General features: G+C 67.8%; 21 protein-coding genes. 3 read left to right on the top strand and 18 right to left on the bottom strand.

Annotated features, from left to right (window positions below; translation table 11 throughout):
* Positions 1-9 precede the first annotated feature (9 nt).
* Genes ABWV23_RS19935 through ABWV23_RS19860 form a run of 16 tightly spaced genes read right to left on the bottom strand, consistent with a single transcriptional unit; the run spans position 10 to position 14,431 of the window.
* Positions 10-1,149 carry a pyridoxal phosphate-dependent aminotransferase gene (locus ABWV23_RS19935; RefSeq protein WP_353350988.1) on the bottom strand — a complete coding sequence of 380 codons (1,140 nt, stop codon included), beginning with the start codon at positions 1,147-1,149 and terminating at the stop codon, positions 10-12.
* Positions 1,150-1,161: 12 nt separating this feature from the next.
* Positions 1,162-2,124, bottom strand: coding sequence for a nucleoside hydrolase (locus ABWV23_RS19930; RefSeq protein WP_353350986.1), 963 nt, complete (start codon positions 2,122-2,124; stop codon positions 1,162-1,164).
* A complete protein-coding gene (locus tag ABWV23_RS19925; protein WP_353350984.1) occupies positions 2,125-2,943 on the bottom strand; it encodes an energy-coupling factor ABC transporter ATP-binding protein in 819 nt (272 codons plus the stop codon).
* Complete coding sequence (locus ABWV23_RS19920; RefSeq protein ID WP_353350982.1) at positions 2,940-3,791, bottom strand: energy-coupling factor ABC transporter ATP-binding protein; 852 nt, start codon at positions 3,789-3,791, stop codon at positions 2,940-2,942. Before ABWV23_RS19920 ends, ABWV23_RS19925 begins: the two co-directional genes overlap by 4 nt.
* Positions 3,782-4,573: an energy-coupling factor transporter transmembrane component T family protein gene (locus ABWV23_RS19915; RefSeq protein ID WP_353350980.1), complete on the bottom strand. Its 792-nt coding sequence runs from the start codon at positions 4,571-4,573 to the stop codon at positions 3,782-3,784. Before ABWV23_RS19915 ends, ABWV23_RS19920 begins: the two co-directional genes overlap by 10 nt.
* 3 nt (positions 4,574-4,576) lie before the next feature.
* Positions 4,577-5,149 (bottom strand): ECF transporter S component, encoded by a 573-nt coding sequence (locus ABWV23_RS19910; RefSeq protein WP_353350978.1) that lies wholly within the window; start codon positions 5,147-5,149, stop codon positions 4,577-4,579.
* Between the two features lie 19 nt (positions 5,150-5,168).
* On the bottom strand, positions 5,169-5,690 hold the full coding sequence (locus ABWV23_RS19905; RefSeq protein WP_353350976.1) for a PPC domain-containing DNA-binding protein: 522 nt from the start codon (positions 5,688-5,690) through the stop codon (positions 5,169-5,171).
* Positions 5,687-7,111: an FAD/NAD(P)-dependent oxidoreductase gene (locus ABWV23_RS19900; RefSeq protein WP_353350974.1), complete on the bottom strand. Its 1,425-nt coding sequence runs from the start codon at positions 7,109-7,111 to the stop codon at positions 5,687-5,689. The genes ABWV23_RS19905 and ABWV23_RS19900 overlap by 4 nt, the downstream gene beginning before the upstream one ends.
* Positions 7,108-7,368: a (2Fe-2S)-binding protein gene (locus tag ABWV23_RS19895; protein ID WP_353350972.1), complete on the bottom strand. Its 261-nt coding sequence runs from the start codon at positions 7,366-7,368 to the stop codon at positions 7,108-7,110. The genes ABWV23_RS19900 and ABWV23_RS19895 overlap by 4 nt, the downstream gene beginning before the upstream one ends.
* The gene (locus tag ABWV23_RS19890; protein WP_353350970.1) at positions 7,365-8,543 is read right to left on the bottom strand and encodes an NAD(P)/FAD-dependent oxidoreductase; all 1,179 of its coding nucleotides are present in this window, start codon (positions 8,541-8,543) and stop codon (positions 7,365-7,367) included. Before ABWV23_RS19890 ends, ABWV23_RS19895 begins: the two co-directional genes overlap by 4 nt.
* Before the next feature lies 1 nt (position 8,544).
* On the bottom strand, positions 8,545-9,474 hold the full coding sequence (locus ABWV23_RS19885; protein ID WP_353350968.1) for an ABC transporter substrate-binding protein: 930 nt from the start codon (positions 9,472-9,474) through the stop codon (positions 8,545-8,547).
* Positions 9,475-9,521: 47 nt separating this feature from the next.
* Entirely contained in the window at positions 9,522-10,511 is a 990-nt protein-coding gene (locus ABWV23_RS19880; protein ID WP_353350966.1) for an ABC transporter substrate-binding protein, read from the bottom strand.
* A 46-nt stretch (positions 10,512-10,557) separates the two neighbouring features.
* The gene (locus ABWV23_RS19875) at positions 10,558-11,355 is read right to left on the bottom strand and encodes an ABC transporter permease (RefSeq protein ID WP_353350964.1); all 798 of its coding nucleotides are present in this window, start codon (positions 11,353-11,355) and stop codon (positions 10,558-10,560) included.
* A complete protein-coding gene (locus ABWV23_RS19870) occupies positions 11,348-12,130 on the bottom strand; it encodes an ABC transporter ATP-binding protein (RefSeq protein WP_353350962.1) in 783 nt (260 codons plus the stop codon). The genes ABWV23_RS19875 and ABWV23_RS19870 overlap by 8 nt, the downstream gene beginning before the upstream one ends.
* Positions 12,123-13,649 (bottom strand): aldehyde dehydrogenase family protein, encoded by a 1,527-nt coding sequence (locus ABWV23_RS19865; protein WP_353350960.1) that lies wholly within the window; start codon positions 13,647-13,649, stop codon positions 12,123-12,125. Before ABWV23_RS19865 ends, ABWV23_RS19870 begins: the two co-directional genes overlap by 8 nt.
* Entirely contained in the window at positions 13,649-14,431 is a 783-nt protein-coding gene (locus tag ABWV23_RS19860; RefSeq protein WP_353350958.1) for an SDR family oxidoreductase, read from the bottom strand. Before ABWV23_RS19860 ends, ABWV23_RS19865 begins: the two co-directional genes overlap by 1 nt.
* A gap of 210 nt (positions 14,432-14,641) precedes the next feature.
* On the opposite strand from ABWV23_RS19860, the gene ABWV23_RS19855 reads away from it, so the two are divergent.
* A complete protein-coding gene (locus ABWV23_RS19855; protein ID WP_353350956.1) occupies positions 14,642-15,379 on the top strand; it encodes a GntR family transcriptional regulator in 738 nt (245 codons plus the stop codon).
* A gap of 10 nt (positions 15,380-15,389) precedes the next feature.
* On the opposite strand, the gene ABWV23_RS19850 is transcribed toward ABWV23_RS19855, so the two are convergent.
* The gene (locus ABWV23_RS19850) at positions 15,390-16,424 is read right to left on the bottom strand and encodes an AraC family transcriptional regulator (RefSeq protein WP_353350954.1); all 1,035 of its coding nucleotides are present in this window, start codon (positions 16,422-16,424) and stop codon (positions 15,390-15,392) included.
* Between the two features lie 116 nt (positions 16,425-16,540).
* Between ABWV23_RS19850 and ABWV23_RS19845 the strand changes: the two genes are divergently transcribed.
* The gene (locus ABWV23_RS19845) at positions 16,541-18,298 is read left to right on the top strand and encodes an acyl-CoA dehydrogenase family protein (RefSeq protein ID WP_353350952.1); all 1,758 of its coding nucleotides are present in this window, start codon (positions 16,541-16,543) and stop codon (positions 18,296-18,298) included.
* A gap of 32 nt (positions 18,299-18,330) precedes the next feature.
* Positions 18,331-19,137 (top strand): crotonase/enoyl-CoA hydratase family protein, encoded by an 807-nt coding sequence (locus tag ABWV23_RS19840; protein WP_353350950.1) that lies wholly within the window; start codon positions 18,331-18,333, stop codon positions 19,135-19,137.
* A 71-nt stretch (positions 19,138-19,208) separates the two neighbouring features.
* Here ABWV23_RS19840 and ABWV23_RS19835 read toward each other — a convergent pair whose 3' ends face one another.
* The gene (locus ABWV23_RS19835; protein ID WP_353350948.1) at positions 19,209-20,333 is read right to left on the bottom strand and encodes a hypothetical protein; all 1,125 of its coding nucleotides are present in this window, start codon (positions 20,331-20,333) and stop codon (positions 19,209-19,211) included.
* Positions 20,334-20,367: the final 34 nt, after the last annotated feature.

The raw sequence follows: 20,367 nt of genomic DNA, 5'->3' as shown, positions 1-20,367 counted from the left end.
CGTCTTCCTTCAGAACAGCGCCGGAACGTCGGTCAGCCCGCGCGCCTTGGTCATCATCTCGGGCAGCAGATCGCAAAAGCGCTGCGCCCATGCTTCCGGCACGGTGGTTGATACCTTGATGAAGCCCGCGCCGAACCGCGCGGTGTGATATCGGCCCTGCCGGATCATCACGCCCTCCTGTCGAAAGGCCTCGACGATCTGTTCGGGGGTGACGCCGGATGCCTTGGTGCCGATGCAGAGAAAGTTGGCGAAACTCGGCCAGATCAGCAGCTCCAGCCCCTCGACGCGGGCCACGGCCTCGCGGATCATCTGCTGGTTGGCGGTGTTGATGGCGCGCACGGTCTGCATCCACTCCGGCTTGACCTCGAGCCCGGCCATGGCGCCCCGTTGTGCCACGACACCCGCCCCGAGGATCGAACTGGAAAAGGCGGCGCATTCGTCGATCAGCGCCTCGGATCCGACCAGCGCCCCGATGCGCATGCCCGCGAGGCCCAGCCACTTGGAAAAGCTCACCGTGCAGACGGCGTTCACCGGGTCGATGCGCATGGCCGGCACGTGGTCGGGGGCAAAGTCGCGATAGGTGCAGTCATGGACCAGAAGCGCGCCCACGGATTTCGCGATCTCGATGAACTGCGCCAGTTCGTCGGCGTCATAGGTGGTGCCCAGCGGGTTGTTGGGATCGACCAGGTAGATCAGCGCACAGCGCGCGTCGACATTGGCCCTCAGCACCTCGGGGGTCAGCTTGTAGCCGGTTTCGGGGCCGAAGATCGGCAGTTCGATCACCTCGGCGCCGGCCTGCGTGGCAAAGAGGCCGGGCCACTTCCACGTCGGGTCCGAGGTCACGAAGGTATCGCCCGCGTGCACCTTGGTCCGCACCAGCGTCGCCAGCGCGTTGACGCCGCCCTCTGTCACCAGCGCGCGCCCGGTGACACCGAGGTCGTCCAGGATGGCCTTGCGCAGCGCCTCGAACCCGAGCGGCGGGGCATAGGCGTTGTATTCGCCCTTGGTGATCGAGCCGATCATCGCCTGCGTCACCGCCGGATGCGCCGGGATGTGGTTGGTGTTCTGCCCCATCCAGATGAGCTTTTCGTCGCTGAACAGCGTGTCGAAATAGCGGTTGCGGATCTCGGTGTCTGAATCCTTGGTCATGTGGCTGTCCTGTCAGTCCGCCAGCGCCGCGATCAGCATCTGCGCAAAGCGTTGGGTGTCGGCCTTGCGGATCACCCGGGCATTCGCCGGGGCCGAGGGCCAGAGAAAGTCGATTTCCGCCTCGTCCGGGGTCAGCGGCGTACAGATCGAGGAATAGGCGCGGGTCAGCTCGCCCTGCGTCTCGACGTCGACAAGGCAGTCGGCGGTTTCGAGCATGAGCGAAGGGTCGATGGCGCAGGCACAGGTCAGGCTGTCGGGGTGGGTCGAGAGCGGCCGGCCATAGCGCATTTCCGTGCGCTTGAACGGCGCCTGGCTGATCGCCATGAAAAAGCGCGAGAGCGGTGTATCCATCGCCTCGATCACCCGCAGCGACTCGTCCGGCAACAGGCCGGACTTCATCGTCAGCGTCCAGGTGGAAAGCGTCAGCTTGAAGCCCGCGTTGACCACGATCTTGGCCGCCTCGGGATCGACGTAGAAGTTGAACTCCGAGGCCGGCGTGGTGTTGCCGAGGGAATTGTCGAGCCCGCCCATCACCCACAGGTGCTTGAGGTTTTCGGCGATGCGCGGCTCTTTCACGTAGGCGGTCGCGATGTTGGTCAGCGGCGCCTGCGCGAGGATCTCGATTTCGCCGGGGTTCGACATGATCGTGTCGATCAGGAAATCGACCGCATGGCCCGCCTCGGGACGCTGTTTCGCCAGCGGGAAATGCGCGTCGCTCATGCCGTCAGCGCCAAAGAACTCGGTGGCGTCCACCGGCGTGCGCAGCATCGGGCGCAGGCAGCCCTTGTACAGCGGCACGGTGCCACCGGCACCGGCGACCTCCAGCGTGTAAAGCGCGTTCTCCGCCTGCTGGTCGAACGGCACGTTGCCGTTGCAGATGGTGATGCCCTCCAGCGTGACATGCGGCGCCTTCAGCGCCAGCAGGATCGAAAAGGCGTCGTCCCCCGCCGTATCGGTGTCGATGATGAGCCGCATTCACGCCCCTCCTTTAAGTTTCTTCGCCAGCGTCGCCACCAGTTCGGCGGCATTCACCGCCACCGGCTGACCCAGCGCCTGCGCCAGTTCCACGATGCCGGGCTGCTCGACCGAGACCGCGCGCGTCGCCTCGGCATCGGCGAAAAAGTCGCGCACGGGGGCATCCACCGCGAGGCGTCCCTCCGCCAGCCCCAGCACCCGGTCGGCGTGGGCGGCAACGAAATCCATGTCGTGACAGACCAGAACGATGGCGCGACCGGCGGATTTCTCCTCGGCGATGATGCGACCCAGCAGGGCGCGGCGGGTGGCGTCGAGCCCGCGCTGCGCCTCGTCGAACAGCATCAGGTCCGGCTGGCAGGCGATCACCGAGGCCACCGCCACGAACCGCCGCATCGCCGCATCCAGGTCCAGCGGATGGGTGTCGAGCACCTCGCCGAGGTCAGTGCGCTGCACCGCCGCGTCGATGCGGCACTGCTGCACCTCGGCGCTCAGCCCCGATTGCGCGGGGCCAAAGGCGATCTCGCTCCGCACCGTCGCGTTGAATATCTGTTGCTCCGGTGCCTGGAACACGGTGCCGATATGGGCGGCGATCTCGCTGACCTTGAGATCGGCCGCGTCCTTGCCCGCGATGGTCACCCTGCCCGAACCGGGCCGCAGCAACCCGTTCAGCAGGCGCAACATGGTGGATTTGCCGGCCCCGTTGCGCCCCACCACGGCCACGACCTCTCCGGGGTGCACCTGGAACGAGATGTCCTGCAATACCGGCTTGGCCGGATCGTAGCCGAACTGCACCGCGTCGAGCGTCAGGATCGGGCTCATCGTGCCGCCTCCGCCAGCATCGGGCGCAGCACGGCGGCCACCTGCCCGGCGTCCGCGCTGATCGCGGCCCCCTCTGGCCAGAGCCCCTGCGCCCGCAGCATCAACGCCGCCTCGGCCACCGCCGGCAGGCCGAAGATCTCCGCCGTGCGCGGATGCGCCAGCAGCCCCGCCGCATCGCCGTCATAGGCGATGCGCCCCGCGTCCAGCAGCACGAAGCGCTGTGCCACGGCCAGCGGCACGCCCAGCGTCACGTCGCACCAGACGATGGCCAGCTCTGCCGGCAGTTTCGCCATCTGCGCCAACAGCGCATCGCGCGATTCCGGGTCGAAGTTGCCGGTCGGTTCGTCCAGCACCAGCGCACGCGGCCGCATCGCCAGCGCCGCCGCGATGGACAGCCGCTGCTGCTCGCCCCCCGAGAGCGAGAACGGGTCACGCTCCAGCAGGTGGGACAGGTTGCAGGCCGCGACCGCCGCATCGACGCGGGCGCGGATCTCGGCCTCGGGCAGTTGCAGGTTGCCGGGACCGAAGGCGATCTCGTCCCGCACGGTAAAGGCAAAGCCCGACAGTTGCTGCATCGGCACCTGGCCGACGAATTGCACCGTCCCGGCGCGGGTCGCATCGTCAAGCTCGTCCCAGGGCCGGCCCTCGATGTTCACGCCGCCGGCACTGGCCGCGAAAGTACCGCGCGGCAGCCAGCCCGCGATCCACTGCGCCAGCGTGCTCTTGCCCGAGCCGTTGCCGCCAAGGATCGCCAGCTTTTCGCCGGGCGCGACGGCAAGCGTCACCTCCTCCAGCACGGGTCGGGTGTCATAGGCGAACGTCAGGTGATCGACCTCGATCAATGCCACAGGATGCCTCCGGCGATCAGAAAGGGAATGGAAATGAGGATGACCCAGCGCGCCACCCGCTGCGCGGTGCTGTCGCGCGGTGCGTCCAGCACGGTGCGGTGCGGCATGGCGCGGAAGCCGCGCCCGTCCAGCACCTGCGCGCGATGGTCGATGTCGGCCAGCGCCAGCGTCACCAGCGGCATCAGCAGCGCGGGAAAGGCCTTGGCCCGGGCCAGGAAGCTGCCCTCGAGGTTCAGGCCACGGGCCATCTGCGCCTCGCGGATCGCGCGGGCCCGCTGGGTGAACGGCTCCAGCAGCAACAGCGGGCTGGCGATGACATAGGCCATGCCGGGGGGAAACCGATGCGCGTCCAGCGCCTTGAGCAGCCGCGCCGGATGCGTCGTGCAGACGAATAGCAGCGAGCCCGAAAGCAGCGCCGCGATCCGCCCGAGGATGCGCACCATATAGGCCAGCCCGTCGTGGCTGAGGTCGAGGCCAAGGATCACGGTGCGATCCCCGGCGTGGTCCACGAGAATCCCGTGGACCACGAACAGTGCCAGCGACAGCGGCACCAGGGTAAGGATCAGCCGCCGCGCAAACACCTTGCCCGCCCCCGCGAAGATGCCGGTCGCAATGGCAACCAGCGCCAGCGGGATCGTCCCCTGCGGCGGCAGCGCGAAGGCGGCCACCGCGACCCAGAGCACACAGGTGAGCTTGGTCAGCGGGTTGAGCCGGTGCATGACGCTTTGGCCCGGGACGAAGAGCAGGGCGTGATCCGCCCCGGAGGGATGCGCGACGGCCATGGGTCAGGCCTTCGAGTGGCCGTAGAAGGCAAAGCCCGAGGTAAAGCGCAGCGGCAGGCGCTTCACGATCACCCAGGCGATGAGGCAGGTGAGGATCTTGTCCGCGAGGTTCTGCACCAGGTTCGCGATGGCCACGGACTGCACCAGTTCCTGGCCCACGGCCAGCAGGTAGGCGGTGGCAAAATCGGTGCCCGCGCCGGTGACGCCGCCGAACATGTAGACGATGATCGGCACCGCCACGATGGTCGACACGATCGCGATGACCACGCCGGCGGCAATGGTCATGCCGATGGACTTGAACCACCCCGCACGGGCAAGAAGGCCGGCCAGCAGGCCGATGGCCAGCGACACCGGGAAGAAGGCAGCGGCGACCGGGTCCGAGATCAGGCCCCAGATCAGGTTGGTCAGCAGGCCGGTCAGCGCGCCGGCGAACGGCCCGGCAAGGATGCCGACAAGCACGGTGCCCACCGCGTCGACGTAAAGCGGCAGCTTGATCCACACGGCGATCTGGCCGACCACCACGTTGATGACGATGGCCACGGCCATCAGCACGAGAGATTTGGTATCGAGTTTCATCTGTCCTTGGTCCCTGTTGTTAAGGTGTTTTTTGGTCTTCTTGGGTCTTGCCGCGCGGGGAATCCGCGCGGATGACGAGCTCGGAGTATCCCGAGGCGTCGCAGGGCTCACGGGTGAAGGACAGGCCGTCCAGCACCAGCAGCACCAATTCGAGGGTCGTGTAGACACGGCAACCGCGCATCATGTGGCCACCGATCATCTTGCCCTCACCGTCCGAGATCGACAGGTGCACATGCGCGCCGCCTTGCGCATCGGGTCCGGCCCCGTTCAGCGCCTCGCCCGGGGCGGCGCATTCCAGCGTGCCGATCAGCGAGCAGATCTCGAAATGCCCCTCCAGCCGGGTGGTCTCGGGGCGGTTGGCATAGCGGATCGCCGCATGGGTGAGCGAGCCCACCGACGAGACGATGGTGCAGGCCTTGATGCCGTGGCGCACGACGAAATCCTGCAGCGTCCCCAACACTTCTTCGCCGGGCTTCAGCCGCAGCGCGACATGGCGCCCCTGGCAGAACTGCGGGGTGGCTATGGTGGACATGGTGGTCATGCGCGTTTCTCCATCTTGGTCTGGGCGGCCATGGTCGCGCGCACCAGCGGCAAGGGCACCGGGCGCAGCGGCAGGTGGGCGCGGTTGTAAGAGGCCGTCTCGGCGGGCACCCCCGCCCGCGCCAGCGCCGCGGCGATGCCGGCACCGCAGATCCGGCCCTGGCAGGGGCCCATGCCGGCGCGGGTCCAGGTCTTGACGGCAAAGCTCTCCCGCGCACCCTCGGCAATGGCTTGCGCGATGTCATCCACAAGCACATCCTCGCAGCGGCAGATCAGCGTGTCGCCGGAAAGCTCAAGCGGCAGGTCCGCCGGCGCCGGGAAGAGCGCGGCCAGCCCCGCGGCAAAGGCGCGGGCCTTGTGCAGGGCGCGCTGCTCGGCGCCGAGGTCCGGTTCGGCAAAGCCCAATGCCGCCGCCGCCGCGCCGCCCGCGATGCGGCCGGACAGCCGCGCTGGGACGGCACCGCCGATGCCAAGCGTCTCGCCCGCCGCCCAGACGCCGGGAACGGTTGTCCTCCCCCGCGCATCGGAGCGGCAATGCCAGCCGCCCAGGTCGGCGTTAAAGTCATGCGCCGCGCCCAGCGCCGTGGTCAGGTCAACCACCGGCTGAAAGCCATAGCCGATGGCCAGCGTGCCGACGCCGTCGGTGATCTGCGCCCGGGTCATGTCGGGCGCGCCGGAGGAGCCAATCGGCGCGATCTCGACCGCCTCGACCCGGTCGGTTCCCAACGCGCGGGTGACCATGTGCCCCCTGTGGCGTTCGGCCCCCGTCTTGCGCAGATCCAGCGCCAGCCGCAGGGCCTCGGGCAGTTTGCCGGGATGCGCGGCGAACAGCGCCGCGATTGCCGGAACGGACGGGGTCTGCATCTCGACGAATTGATCCAGCCTCTGGCCGGCCTTGGCAAAGCTCTGCGCGACCGCCAGCAGGAACGGCCCGCTGCCGGCCAGCACCGCCTTGCCGGGTAGCGGCAGCGCGCCGGTTCCGGTCTTGAGCAGCCGCTGCGCCGCCCCTGCGCCGATCACGCCGGGCAGGGTCCAGCCGGGGAACGGCAAGGGGCGCTCCATGGCGCCGGCGGCGACCACCAGCGCGCGGGCCTCGACGACCAGCGAGTGGCCGCCCCGGTTCACCGACAGGCAAAATCCGCCCGACACCCGGGCGCCCCAGAACACCTCGGCCCCGCAGAGGATCTCGACACCGGCATCGCGCGCCGCCTTGGCCGCGTCCCGTCCCATGCGCACCTGCGCGGTGTCGGCAAAGGCGCTGTCGCCCTGGGTCGGCTGCATCGCGTATTGTCCGCCGGGCTGCGCGAAAGCATCAAGGCAGATCACCCGCGCCCCGGCCGCGGCGGCGACACGCGCGGCGGCCAGTCCGGCCGGACCAGCGCCCACGACGGCCAGGTCACACGAGAGATGCTCCGCGCTCATGGCTCGCCCTCCCCTGCCCGCGCGGTGCGCACTACCATGCCCGCCCGGATGCGTTCAAGGCAGGCGCGGGACCATGCGCCATCAACCTCGACCACGCATTCGAAACACAGCCCCATGCCGCAAAACATGCCCCGCGCCGCGCCCAGTTTGGGACTCTGTCGCCAACCCGGCGCACGCGACATCAGCACCTCGGTCAAGGGCAGGCCCTCGGGGCAGGCGACGGGATGACCGTCAAGCAGGATCTCGACCGTGTTCATGCCGCCCTCCCGTGCCGGGCGGGGTCATAGAGGGTGCGGGCGTCCCTCTGCAGCGCCGCGTCCAGAACCGGCGCCCCGGTGATCTCACCCGCGAGGAAGCGGCCCAGCATCAAGGACCGGCAATAGCCCGAACCATTGTCGCCCGCGCAGATCCACAGCCCGTCCCGCTCCAGCGTACCTGCAAGGAAACGGGAGTCAGGCGAGACCGCCTCGAACCGCACCCAGGACCGCAGCAACGGGATCTCGGCAAGCGCGGGGAACAGCATGGTCAGCGTGTCGATCGAGGACAGCACGAACCCCGAGGGCACCTCGCGGATGCTGTCCTTGGCCCCGGGCGGGGTGTCGATGAAATCGACGACGGTGTTGAACAGGATCTGGCCGGAGGTCGCCTGCTGGATCTGGGTATAGCCGCTGGCCACCCCGCCGCGGCTTTCCACCGCGGTGACGACACGGGTGATCGTGCCCGCCGGCTGACGCAGCGTGGCAAGACACTGCGCCTGGCGTGGCACCACAGGCAGGTCGATGCCGACACTCGCGCCGATCTCCTGCGACCAGGGGCCGGCGGCCAGTACCACCTGGCCTGCCGCGATCTCGGTGCCATCCGCCATGCGCACCCCGTTGATGCGCCCAGCCTCGGTCAGCAGGGCGGCAACGGGGGTGTGATCCAGCGCCACGGCGCCGGCGGCGCGGGCCTCGGCCAGCACCGTGCGGGCGGCAAGAAAGGGGTTCACGGTCGCCGTATCCGGCGCGAAGGTGGCGCCGAGCAGGGGGCCGGTCAGATGCGGTTCGACCTCGCTCACCTCGGCGGGGGTCAGCATCCGGCATTCGGCGCCCAACGCACGCTCTTCGGCGACCCAGGCGGCGCCGCTCTCCAATCCCTCGTCATCGCGGATGAAGCCGATCTGCCCCTGCGGGTTGTGCTCGAACGGGTTGCCGGTGCGCGCCGCCAGATCGCGCCAGAGGTCACAGGCATGGGACATGACGGCAAACTCCGCCAGCCCGTGCATATGCGTACCGATCGCGGCAAGGCTGCCACCGGTGACGGCGCCGCCGAAACTCTTCGCCTCAAGCAGCAGCGGTTTCACCCCCGCCTGCGCCAGCGCAAGCGCCACCGACAGGCCGACGATGCCGCCGCCCACCACGATGACCTCTGCGCTTTGCGGGAGGGGGATCACATCACGCCTCCCATTCGGACCGGCGGAACCGCTGTGGCGCCGCCAGCCAGAAGCGCGGATCGCGCAGGCCTTCGATGGCCGGCACCGGCTCGCCCAACTCCTGCATCGCGGTCACGACGTTGGCCATATGCGCGGGATCGGGAAAGCCCAGCCCCTCGCTCAGGGTGGCCCCGGTCAGCGACAGCGCCCGGATGGCGGCAAGCTGCGCCGCCTCCTCGTCCCGGGTGCGGTCGGGCCGCGCGGCAAGACCGGCGGCAATGGCGCGTTCGGGTTCGTCAAAGGCAATGGTCCAGCCCTCGAGCACCGCATCCACCACGGCCTGCACCACCTCCGGTTCGTCCTCGACCAGTTTCGCCGAGGCGATCAACCCGTCCTTGAGGATGGTGCTGCTGCTTGCCTTGCCGTCGAATACCACCAGGTCCTCGGTGCCGATGGCATGCTCGACCATGTGCAACTCGTGATAGCAGGTCATCTGCCCGGTCGCGGTTTCGCCGTTGAGAAAGGGGCCGACGGTATCGGGCATCTCGACGCGGGTCACCGCATCATCGGGCAGGCCCGCGCGCGCCAGCATCCAGCGCAGTTCCAGATCCTCGTGGCCCGGCCAGACACCGGCGCTCTTGCCGGCAAGATTCGCCAGCGTGGCGATGCCGTCCGAGCGGCGGGCGGGATAGACCAGCGGGCTTTCCTGCTGGATCGCCATCAGCCAGCGCAGCGCGGCGGGGTCAGCGGATTCGAGCAGATGCGCCGGGCTGGCCACGCACATCTCGGTCTTGCCGGTCAACACGGCGTTGACGTGCTTGCACGAGAAATCCAGCCCCTCGCAGACGATCCGGACCCCGGCATCCTCGCCGAGGCCCAGCTGTTCGGCCAGCAGATAGCCCGCGAACTGGGCCTGTTTGTGCCACAGAAGGCGGATGCGGATTTCTCTCATGTCTGTCTCCGTGATGGGCCGGGCGGCAAGGCCCGGCCCGGTTGGCCTCAGTCGCAGGCGATCTCGCGCAACGCCGCCGGGGCGGCCTCGACGAATTGGTTGGTGAAGGCGGCGCTCAGGTCGGTCTCGCTGTCGATCAGCTTGGCCCCCAGCAGGATGGCCTGGGCGGTTTCGTAATCGGCGGGGTCGGTGGTTCCGAACTGCCCCTCGAGCGTCGGACCCGCACAGGCGATATCCTTCATCGCCTCGATCTGACGGGTTTGAAAGGCAACATCCAGCTCGGAATTGTATTTTACCATTACCTCGGCCGCCGCGGCGGGATCGGCAAAGGCCGCCTGCCAACCGCGCAGCGAGGCGTTGACCGCCGCCTGCACCGCCTCGGGATGCGCGGCGATCTGCTCCTCGGTGGTAAACAGACCGCCCGAGATCAGCGCCGAGTCGTAATCGCCCGGCTCGAAGACCACCAGGTCCTCGGGCGCGAACCCGTTGTCATAGACAAGCTGCAGCTCGTTGTAGCGGGTGACCTGCATCACCTCGTAATCGCCGTTCAGCCACGAGATGATGTCATAGCCCTGGCTGACCACGTCCACGTCCGACTGCGCGACGCCGGCGTTGTTCAGCATGGCGAGGAATTCATGCTCGTCGCCGCCGAACCACAGGCCGACCGAATGACCGGGCATGTCGGCCAGCGTCTCGATCCCGGCGTCCTTGCGGGCGATATAGGTGGTGGCGGGCTTCTGGCCCCACTGGCTGACCATCACCAGCGGCACGCCGTTGGCGCGGGCGGCGATGATCTGGTTCGGGTGGCCGATGCCATAGGTGTCGACCTCGGTCGCAACCATGATGGCGGGCTTGATGTCGGGGCCGGCGGGACGCAATTCCATCTCGATCCCGGCCTCCTCGTACCAGCCGTTTTCCAGCGCCATGATCGGGCCCGCGAACTGGCCCTGCATCACCCATTCGAGCCGCATGGAATCGGCCTGGACCGCCAGCGGAGCGGTGGTGAGGGCAAGGGCGTAAAGCAGTGTCTTGTTCATCTTGTTGGTCTCTCTGTTGATGGGTTTCGCGGGGTTTGCCCCGTTCTCAGGGATCGGTGGACATCGAGGCATGCCAGGGCACGAAAACCCGTTCCAGCATCGCCACGATCAGGAAGAACAGGATGCCCATCAGCGCCGAGAGCAGCATCGCGGCCCAGAGCTTCGGCATCGCCATGGTGCGATAGGTGGTCATGATGACGAAACCCAACCCCCGGTCGGCCTGCACGAACTCGGCCACGATGGCGCCGATCACCGAGAAGGTGACGTTGAGCTTCAGCCCGACGAAGACATAGGGCATGGCCGAGGGCAGGCGCATCTTGAAAAAGGTCTGCACCGGCGTCGCGGCGGCGATGTGAAAGACATCGGCGACGGTGCGGTCATAGCTTTGCAGGCCCTTCATCATGTTCAGGGCCAGCGGGAAGAACGACAGGAACGCGGTGACGGCGATCTTCGACCCGATCCCGTGGCCGAACCAGATGATGATGATCGGCGCGATGGCCACCACGGGAATGGTGTTCGCGGCGATGATGAAGGGCAGGAAGCCCCGCGCGAGAAAGCGCGAATAGGCAAACCCCGTCCCCAGAAGCGCGCCAAGGGCCGACCCCACGACAAAGCCCGCGAAGGCCTCCCACGCGGTGATGCCCGCGTTGCGCGAAAGGCCCGGAATGTCGTTCATCACCGCGCCCAGGATCGCGGACGGGGCGGGCAGGATATAGGGCTTGATCCCGAGCGCGGCACAGGCCCACTCCCAACCCGCGATCAGCGCCACGAGGATCAGCACGGCGGGCCAGCTGCGCTCGGCGATGTCCAGAACCTTGTGAGAGGTCAGCGCGCGATCAGACATTGGCATAGCCTTTTTCCAGCTCGCGACTTCCTGCGCGAACAAGGTCTTCGTAGTCAGGCAACAACCGGGTCTCGAGGCTGCGCGGACGCGGCAGCGGGTCGTCGAGAATGCACTCGATGCGGCCCGGACGCGGGGTCATGACGACGATGCGGTCGGACAAAAGCACCGCTTCGCGGATCGAATGGGTCACCAGCACGACCGAGACGCCGGTCACCTCGTGGATGCGCGCCAGCTCCATGTTGAGCCGGTCGCGGGTGATCTGGTCGAGCGCGCCAAAGGGTTCGTCGAGCAACAACAGGTCCGGCTCGGTCGACAGCGCGCGGGCGATGGCGGCGCGCTGACGCATCCCGCCCGACAGCTGGCGCGGCCAGGCGGCCTCGAACCCGGTGAGGCCGACCAGTTCGATCAGGTCCCGCGCCTTGGCCTCGCGCTCGGCGCGCGGGACGCCATGCAGTTCCAGCGGCAGCGCGATATTGTCGAGGACCGGGCGCCATTCGAGCAACGCCGCCTCCTGAAAGACGAAACCGATGCGGCGATCAAGCCGTTCGGCGCGCGCCGTGCGGCCCTTGATGGTGACGGTTCCCCGGGTCGGGGTCAGCAGATCGCCCAGCACCCGCAGCAGCGTGGACTTGCCGCAGCCCGACGGCCCGATCAGCGAGACACATTCGCCCTCCGCGATGGCAAGGCTCACCTCTGACAGCGCCGTCACATCCCCCGCCCGACCCTTGTAGACCAGGGACAGATCGCGAACCTCGGCGGACAGGGTCTCAGCCATATCGGTTCCCCCCGGCAAACCAGTCGCCGAACTCCTGCGAGGTGCGCACGGTCACCGAACCCTTGATGAGATAGCCCTTGAGCGCGTCCCAGCCGTTCTCATGCCCGTAACCGCTTTCCCCCGAGCCGCCCCAGATCGAGCGCGGGTCGTTTTTGTGGTGATCGTTGATCCAGACGACGCCGGCCTTCAGCCTGTCCACCACGCGATGGGCCAGCAGGATGTCGCGGGTCCAGACCGAGGCGCCCAGCGCATAGGGCCCCGCATTTGCCAGCGCGATGGCGTCCTCCTCGGTGTCAAAGGGCGTGACCGAGACGACCGGCCCGAAGATCTCGTCCCGGAACAGCTCGTTGTCGGGCGCGACATCGGCAAAGACCGTGGGCGGCACGTAATACCCGTCCTTCAGGTGCTCGGGCAGATCGGGGAGGATGCCGCCGGCGACCAGCCGCGCCTCGGTGTCCTCCGCCCGCGCGATGAAGCCCAGGCAACGGTCACGCGAGGCCGCCGAGATGACAGGGCCGATATCGGTCTCGACCAGCGCCGGATCGCCCTGGCGCAGGTCCTTCACCCGTGCGGCCAGCTTCTCGACAAAAGCGTCGTAGACACCGCGTTGCACCAGGAAACGACTGCCCGAGACGCAGGTTTGCCCGGCGGCGACAAAGCCGGCAAAGAGCGCCCCGGCAACCGCCTCGTCCAGCTCGGCACTGTCAAAAACCACGATGGGGGTCTTGCCGCCCAGTTCCAGCGTGCAGGGCACCATCCGGTCCGCAGCGGCCTTGGCGACGATCTTGCCGGTTTTCGTGCCGCCCGTGAGGTCGATATGGGCGACGTGTTCATTGGCCACCAGCGCGGCACCGGCCTCGGCCCCGCCGGTCACCACATTCACCACGCCGTCGGGCAGGCCCGCCTCGACGGCCCATTCGGCCAGCAAGAGCGGCGTGACGGGGGCAAGCTCGGAGGGTTTCACCACGACGGTGTTCCCCGCCGCCAGCGCCGCCGCCAGCTTCTTGGTCAGGATCAGGATCGGGTGGTTCCACGGCGTCAGCAGCGCGCAAACGCCATGCGGACGGTAGCGGGTGTAGGTCAGAAAGCCGCCCTTCACCTTGTTCGAGCTGCCTTCAAGCCCCATCGCGATACTCGCGAAATACTCGAACCACTCGGGGATGCGGCCCATCTGGGCGCGCATCTCGCGGATCGGACGGCCGGTCACCGCCGCCTCGAGCTCCGCCAGTTCCGGCATCCGTTCGCGCACGATCCCCGCCAGCACCCGCAAAAGGCGGCCGCGCTCGTCTGAATCGAGCGCGGCCCAGTCGGGGAGTGCATTTGCTGCGGCGACGCAGGCCGCGTCGACGTCTTCGGGCGCGGCCTCGACCACTGTCCACCCTTGGGCGCCACTGGCCGGGCGGCAGACCACGCGGTGCACCGCGCGCAGCCCGTCGTGCCAACGCCCGCCATAGTGCAGCGGAAAGGACTGCACCGGTGCTGGATCAAGCACGGGGGAGAAGGCGACGGTATCGGTCATCAGATGATCGACGCCCGCGCGGTGATCCCGCCATCGACGGTAAAGATCGCGCCGGTGGTATAGCCCGACCGATCGGAGGCAAGGAAGGCCATCAGGTCGGCGATCTCGCGCACCTTGGCCGGTCGCTTGCGCGGATAGGTGTTGAGCAGCTCTTCCCAGCGGCTTTCGTCGCCGTACCAATCGACCGCGCGCCGCTTGAGCAGCTTGTAGATGCGGCTGGTGTCGACCGGCCCCGGGTTCACGCCGACGACGCGGATGTTGTCGTCGAGCGCGCGACCGCCCAGCGCCTTGGTAAAGGCCATGAGGCTGGCGTTGCCCGTGGTCCCGGCGATGTAGTCGGGGTCGAAGTTCTCGCCCGCGTTGCCGATGTCGTTGATGATGACACCGCCGCCGGCGGCCTTCATCTTCTCGTAATAGACGCGGCACATGTTGATGTAGCCAAAGACCTTCAGATCCCAGTTCTCGCGCCACGCCGCATCGTCGGTCGACCACAGGTTGCCGCCCGGAATGACACCGGCGTTATTGATCAGGACGTCGACGTCGCCCACCTGCTCGGCCAACGCGATCGGCGCCTCGCCCCCGGTCAGGTCCATCGGATAGACCGAAACCTCGGTGCCGTAGGCCGCGCGCAGGCGCGCCGCGATGGCTTCGAGCTTGTCCGCGCTGCGGGCCGTCAGGTGCAGGATGGCCCCCTCTTCGGCGAACACCTCGGCAATGCCTTCGCCAATGCCCTGCGACGCCCCGGTGATGAGTACGCGCTTTCCGCGAAGTTCAAGATCCATGCGAGTTCCTCGTCTGCGGCCGTCCGGAGCGCGATTGGCTTTGCGGGCCGGCATTATTCGGTTATTGATGTACAGATCGACACGATGAACACGCCGTGTATACACAAATTAGCGATTTTTATGCATATCATTCCGATTTCGCACGTTTTTTAATCTCTTTTGCTGACAAGATGCACGCAAATGCGGCACGAACTGCAAGACGGAGGCTCAATGGCAGACCAAGGCCACGAGGCGGATGCACTCGAACTCACCGAAGACGCCCGCAAGACGGGCGCTGTGCCGCCGGTAGGAGAGCTCGGCCGCCCCGCCACGCGCGCCGAGGAAATCGCCGCCGCGCTGGAAGATGAAATCGTCAAGGGAGAGCTTCCTCCGGGCCAGCGGCTGGATGAGCAGCTTCTGGGCAAACGGTTCAGCGTCTCGCGCACACCGGTTCGCGAGGCATTGCGCCTGTTGGCGGCCAGCGGCCTGGTCACGATCGAGCCGCGACTTGGCGCCATCGTCGCCCGCCCCACGGTGAGCGAGATCTTTGACCTGTTCGAACTGGTCGGTGAACTGGAGGCAGTGGCCGCGCGTCTCGCCTGCGAACGTATGGGCGACCACCATCGCGCACAGATCACCCGAACCCACGACGCCTGCCGCGCGGCAGGGCGACAGGGCGACGCGGATACCTATATCGCGCGGAACGACGCCTTTCACGCGGCGATCCATACCGCCTCCGAGAACCGTGCCTTGCGCGACCAGATCGCGCTGCTGAACAAGCGGTTGGCGCCCTATCGCCGATTCATCACCTTCCGCCCCGAACGGAAACATGCCGCCGAGCAGGAGCACGAGATTCTCGCGCAGGCCCTGCTGGCCGGCGATGCGGATGCGGCGGCGCGGGCGATGAAGGAGCATGTCCAGATGCTTGCGGACGACGCCTTTGTCCTGGCCCGCAGCCTGAGGCTGTGACCCGCCCGCCTCAGCGGCGGTCGCGGCGAAAGGCGCCGGGGGTCATGCCGGTCCAGCGTTTGAAGGCGCGGTGAAAATTCGCCACCGAGGCAAACCCGATGTCCTGCGATATCCCCTCAAGGCTCTTGCCGCCCTGGGTCAGGTCGCGAATGGCGATGTCGCGCCGCAGCCCGTCCTTGATGTCCTGGAACGAGGTGCCCTCGCCCTCCAGCCGCCGCATCAGGGTGCGCGGCGTCAGGTTCAGCGCGCGGGCGGCGTCGTCGAGGTGAAATTGCATCCGGTCCGACAGCAACAGCAATTCGCGCAGCCGCAACGGCAGCGCATGTTCGCGGTAGCTGGTAAAGATCCAGTCGCGCGGCGCCCGGACCAGGAAATCCTGCATCTCGGCCTCGCTGCGCGCCACCGGAAGCGCCCCGATCGACCCATCGAAGCTGATCGACGAACAGGGCCGTGAAAACCGGATCGGGGCCGGAAACAGGATCGGGTAATCCTCGGCGAACCCCGGGCGGGCGAAGACGAAGCCGACCTCGCGCAGCGGCAGTTCGCGCCCCGCCAGCCACGAGGCGATGCCATGCGCCAGCTTCAACAGCAGCATCTGCCCGAACCGCTGCGGCACCGCCGCACCGCGCGGCAGGATCGACAGGCGCAGCCCCTCGCCCTCCTCCTCCAGCGTCAGCCGGTGATCGTCCAGCAGCAGATTCCAGAAGGTGGTGAACCGATACAGCGCCGCCCCCAGCGACGAGGCCCCGCGCACCGAAACGCACAGATGCTTGAGCGCCCCCGACCGCATCGGCCGGCTCCACAGCCCCATCATCTCGTCGCCGGTGCCGACCGCGACCAGTTGGTACAGGCGCACGATCTGGTCATGCGTCACCCGCGCGCGCGGCTGGCCCTCGGCGGCGGCCAGCCCGGTCTGCTCGAGGAACCCGGCCAGTTGCTGTGGCGGGCAATAGGCCCGCAGCGCCGTCAGCCAGTCCTCGACAAAGGCAAAGGACACGGTGGACAGAACCGGCGGGGTCTGGGCGGGTGTCAGGGTTGCGGTCATGATCCGGCGAGTATCCCGATTTTGTCACTTTATGCAAATTTTGCGTCCATTCCGGAGATAGCCGGCACGGTTTCCCCCCAATATATGGCAGTGAAACGCATTCAGGGGGCTATCCAATGAGCTTCACCGCACCGGTCCGGGACCTGCTTTTCAACATCGAACATCTCTCGGGCTGGCCCGAGATCTCGGGCCTGCCGCAGCATGACGGGCTCGACCTTTCCGACGTCTCGGCGGTGCTGGAGGAATTCGGCCGGTTCTGCGCCGAGGAGATCGCGCCGTTGAACGCGCCGGGCGATCAGGCCGCCTCGCGCATCGAGAACGGCAAGGTGATCCTGCCCGAGGGCTTTGCCAGGGCCTATGCCCAGTTCGTCGAGATGGGGTGGCAGAGCCTGCAACACCCCGAGGCGCACGGCGGCCAAGGGCTGCCGCGCGTTGTCGGGGCGGCGGCGACCGAGATCCTGAACGCCGCCAACATGAGCTTTGCGCTCTGCCCGCTGCTGACCGATGGCGCGATCGAGGCGCTGCTGACCGCCGGATCGGAGGCGCAGAAAGCCACCTATCTGGAGCCGCTGGTCTCGGGCCGCTGGACCGGGACGATGAACCTGACCGAGCCGCAGGCGGGCAGCGACCTGTCGCTGGTGCGCAGCCGCGCCGAACCGGCGGATGACGGCAGCTATCGCCTCACCGGCACCAAGATCTTCATCACCTATGGCGAACACGACATGGCGGAAAACACCGTGCACCTGGTGCTCGCCCGCACCCCCGGCGCGCCGGAGGGCGTCAAGGGCATCAGCCTGTTCGTGGTCCCGAAATACATGGTTCAGGCGGACGGCGCCCTTGGCCCCCGCAACGCGGTGCGCTGCGTCTCGGTCGAGCACAAGCTGGGCGTCAAGGCCAGCCCGACCGCGGTGCTGGAGTACGAAGGCGCCACCGGGTTCCTGGTCGGCGAAGAGAACCGCGGCCTCGACTACATGTTCGTGATGATGAACGCTGCACGCTATGCGGTCGGGCTTCAGGGCATCGCCATTGCCGAGCGCGCCACGCAACGGGCGCTGGCCTATGCCCGGGAACGGGTGCAAAGCCGCCCGGTCGACGGCTCTTCGCGCGATGCGGTGACGATCATCCATCACCCGGACGTGCGCCGCCTGCTGCTGCGGATGCGGGCGCTGACCGAAGCGGGCCGTGCCATGGCCGCCGCCACCGCCGGCTGGCAGGAACTGGCGCATCAGGGCGACGCCCCCGAGGCGGCGACGCTGGCCGAGTTCATGGTGCCGCTGGTCAAGGGATACTGCACCGAGATGGGGGTCGAGGTCGCCTCCATGGGGGTGCAGGTGCATGGCGGCATGGGCTTCATCGAGGAAACCGGCGCCGCCCAGCATTACCGCGATGCCCGTATCCTGCCGATCTACGAGGGCACCACCGCGATCCAGGCCAATGACCTGCTGGGCCGCAAGACCCTGCGCGACGGCGGCGCCACCGCCCGGCGGCTGGCCGCGATGATCGCGGAAACCGAGGTTGAGTTGGCCAAGGCAAGCCCCGCCGCACAGGCGGTGGGCGCCCGGTTGGCCGCGGCGCGCGGGGCGTTCGAGGCGGCGGTCGACCACCTCTGCGCCACCGCCGGCACCGATCCCAACGCCGCCTTTGCCGGCAGCGTGCCCTATCTCATGCTGGCCGGAAACCTGGTGGCCGGCTGGCAGCTGGCCCGCTCGCTGCTGGCGGCCGAGGCCGCGCTGGAACGCGGCGAAGACACCGCCTTCATGACGGCCAAGATCGCCACCGCCCGTTTCTACGCTGACCACATCCTGCCCGAAACCGAAACCCAGCGCCTGCGCATCGCCGAGGGGGCCGAAAGCCTGCTCGCCGGCCTGCTCTGACCGCGCATTTCCACATCCGAGAGGACCGAACCATGACCGTCGATATCGACATTTCCCGCTATACCCGCCTTGCCATCGACCCGCAGGAGGATGGCGTCTGGGTCGTTACCCTGAACCGCCCGGACAAGCGCAACGCGCTGGACCTGGCCACGGTCGAGGAGATGGTGGAGTTCTTTTCCGCCGCCCCCCGCGCGGGCATCAAGGCGGTGGTTCTGGCCGGCGCCGGCGATCACTTCTGCGCCGGGCTCGACCTGATCGAACACCATGACGCCGACCGCAGCCCGGCCGATTTCATGCATGTCTGCCTGCGCTGGCACGAGGCGTTCAACAAGATGGAATATGGCGGCGTCCCGGTGATCGCGGCGCTGCAGGGCGCGGTGGTCGGCGGCGGGCTGGAACTGGCCAGTTCGGCCCATGTCCGGGTGATGGACCAGACCACCTATTTCGCCCTGCCCGAAGGGCAGCGCGGCCTCTTTACCGGCGGCGGCGCCACCATCCGGGTCTCCGACCTGATCGGCAAGGCGCGGATGATCGACATGATCCTGATGGGCCGCGTCTACCAGGGGCAAGAGGCCGTCGACCTGGGGCTGGCGCAATACATGGTCGAAGGCTCCAGCCTGGACAAGGCGATGGAACTGGCGCGGCGCGCGGCGCAGAACCTGCCGCTCACCAATTTCGCCATCTGCTCGGCGATCAGCCACGTGCAGAACATGTCGGCGCTGGATGCCGCCTATGCCGAATCCGTCGTGGCCGGGATCGTCAACACCCAGCCTGACGCGCGCGCACGCCTGGCCGCCTTTGCCGACAAATCCGCCGCAAGGGTGCGCCCCAACGATTAAACCGGGTCCGGTCGCCCACGCGAACCGAACGCCCGACCCCTCCTGCGCCGGGGGCGCCCCCCTGCGCAGGATCACCCGTATCTCAGCACCTGCCCCTGCGGGCCGACCACGAACTTGCGCACATCACCCAGCCCCGGCGGATACTTCTCGGCCAACACCTGGAACACCCGCTGCGGCAGGATCAGGCTGCGCGCGCTGCGGGTCGCCCCGGTCTCGGCGCCGCGCCCGCCGAAGGGATCGAGCGCGAAGACCTCCCGCTCCACCCGGCTGAACCAGCCCGAGCGTTCGGTGACCGCGCGTTCGCTTTCCAGCTCCTCCTCGGTCCAGGCCAGCGCCCAGTCCTGCCCCTCGGGCGCGTTGGCCTCTTCCAGCACCTCGCGCAGCGGGCCGGTCTGTTCGGTGAAGGCATGGGAATACATCGGGCCGACGTGGATGCGCCGCAGCCGCTTGGGGTGCAGATCGTCGAAATCCTCGTCGAAACCCTTGGCGATGGTCACCAGCTTCAGCGCGTCCAGCGATTGCGCCATCAGGTGCGCCTGCGCCTGCGGCCAGCGCGCCTCGTCCTTGGGCAGGGCGGTGCGTCCGGTGTCCTCCACCTCCATCAGGTAAAGGGCCGGCAGGTTGGTCTGGGTATCGAACACCGCCCAATGCAGCAGGAACCGGCGCCGGTCCTCGCCCAGGTTGCCCATCCACAGGCACTCGGGATCGTTGCGCACCCAGAACAGGTCGCCGCGCGCCAATTCGTCGTAATAGAGCCGCTGCGACAGCGCGAACTGCAGCCGGGTCGGGATCGCCCGGTCGCCGATGATCATGCGGATCATGTCATCCTTGTACTGCTCGACACTGGGCATGTTGCCCAGATGCGCGCCGGCCTGCTGGGCGTCGTTCGCCATGATCAGAAGTTCCGGCGAAACCGGAAAGCCGCTGTCGCGCTTGTCCATCTGCATCGAGCCGGAAAACCGGCCGGTGTCGCGCCCCACCATCAGGTACTTCATGCTGAGCGCACGAAAGCTATGGGTCAGCGCCAGCAGATAGCGGCTCACCACCTTGACCTCGTCGCGGCTCAGCGCACCCTCGGCCCGCATGACGCCCACCACCTCCACCAAGTGGCCGGTGATCGCCTCGAACTTGCGGAAATAGCGGCGGCTGGCAAAGGTGTCGTACAGGCCCGCGAAATCCTCGGCGGGGGTGCTCATGATCGCCCCCCGCGCTGCGCCAACACCCGCCCCA

It is taken from the genome of Aquicoccus sp. SU-CL01552 (genome assembly GCF_040365005.1).
In the GTDB taxonomy this organism is placed as follows: Bacteria; Pseudomonadota; Alphaproteobacteria; order Rhodobacterales; family Rhodobacteraceae; genus Antarcticimicrobium.
The sequence above is the reverse complement of the archived record's forward strand: the minus strand, read 5'-3'. Positions and strand labels throughout refer to the sequence as shown.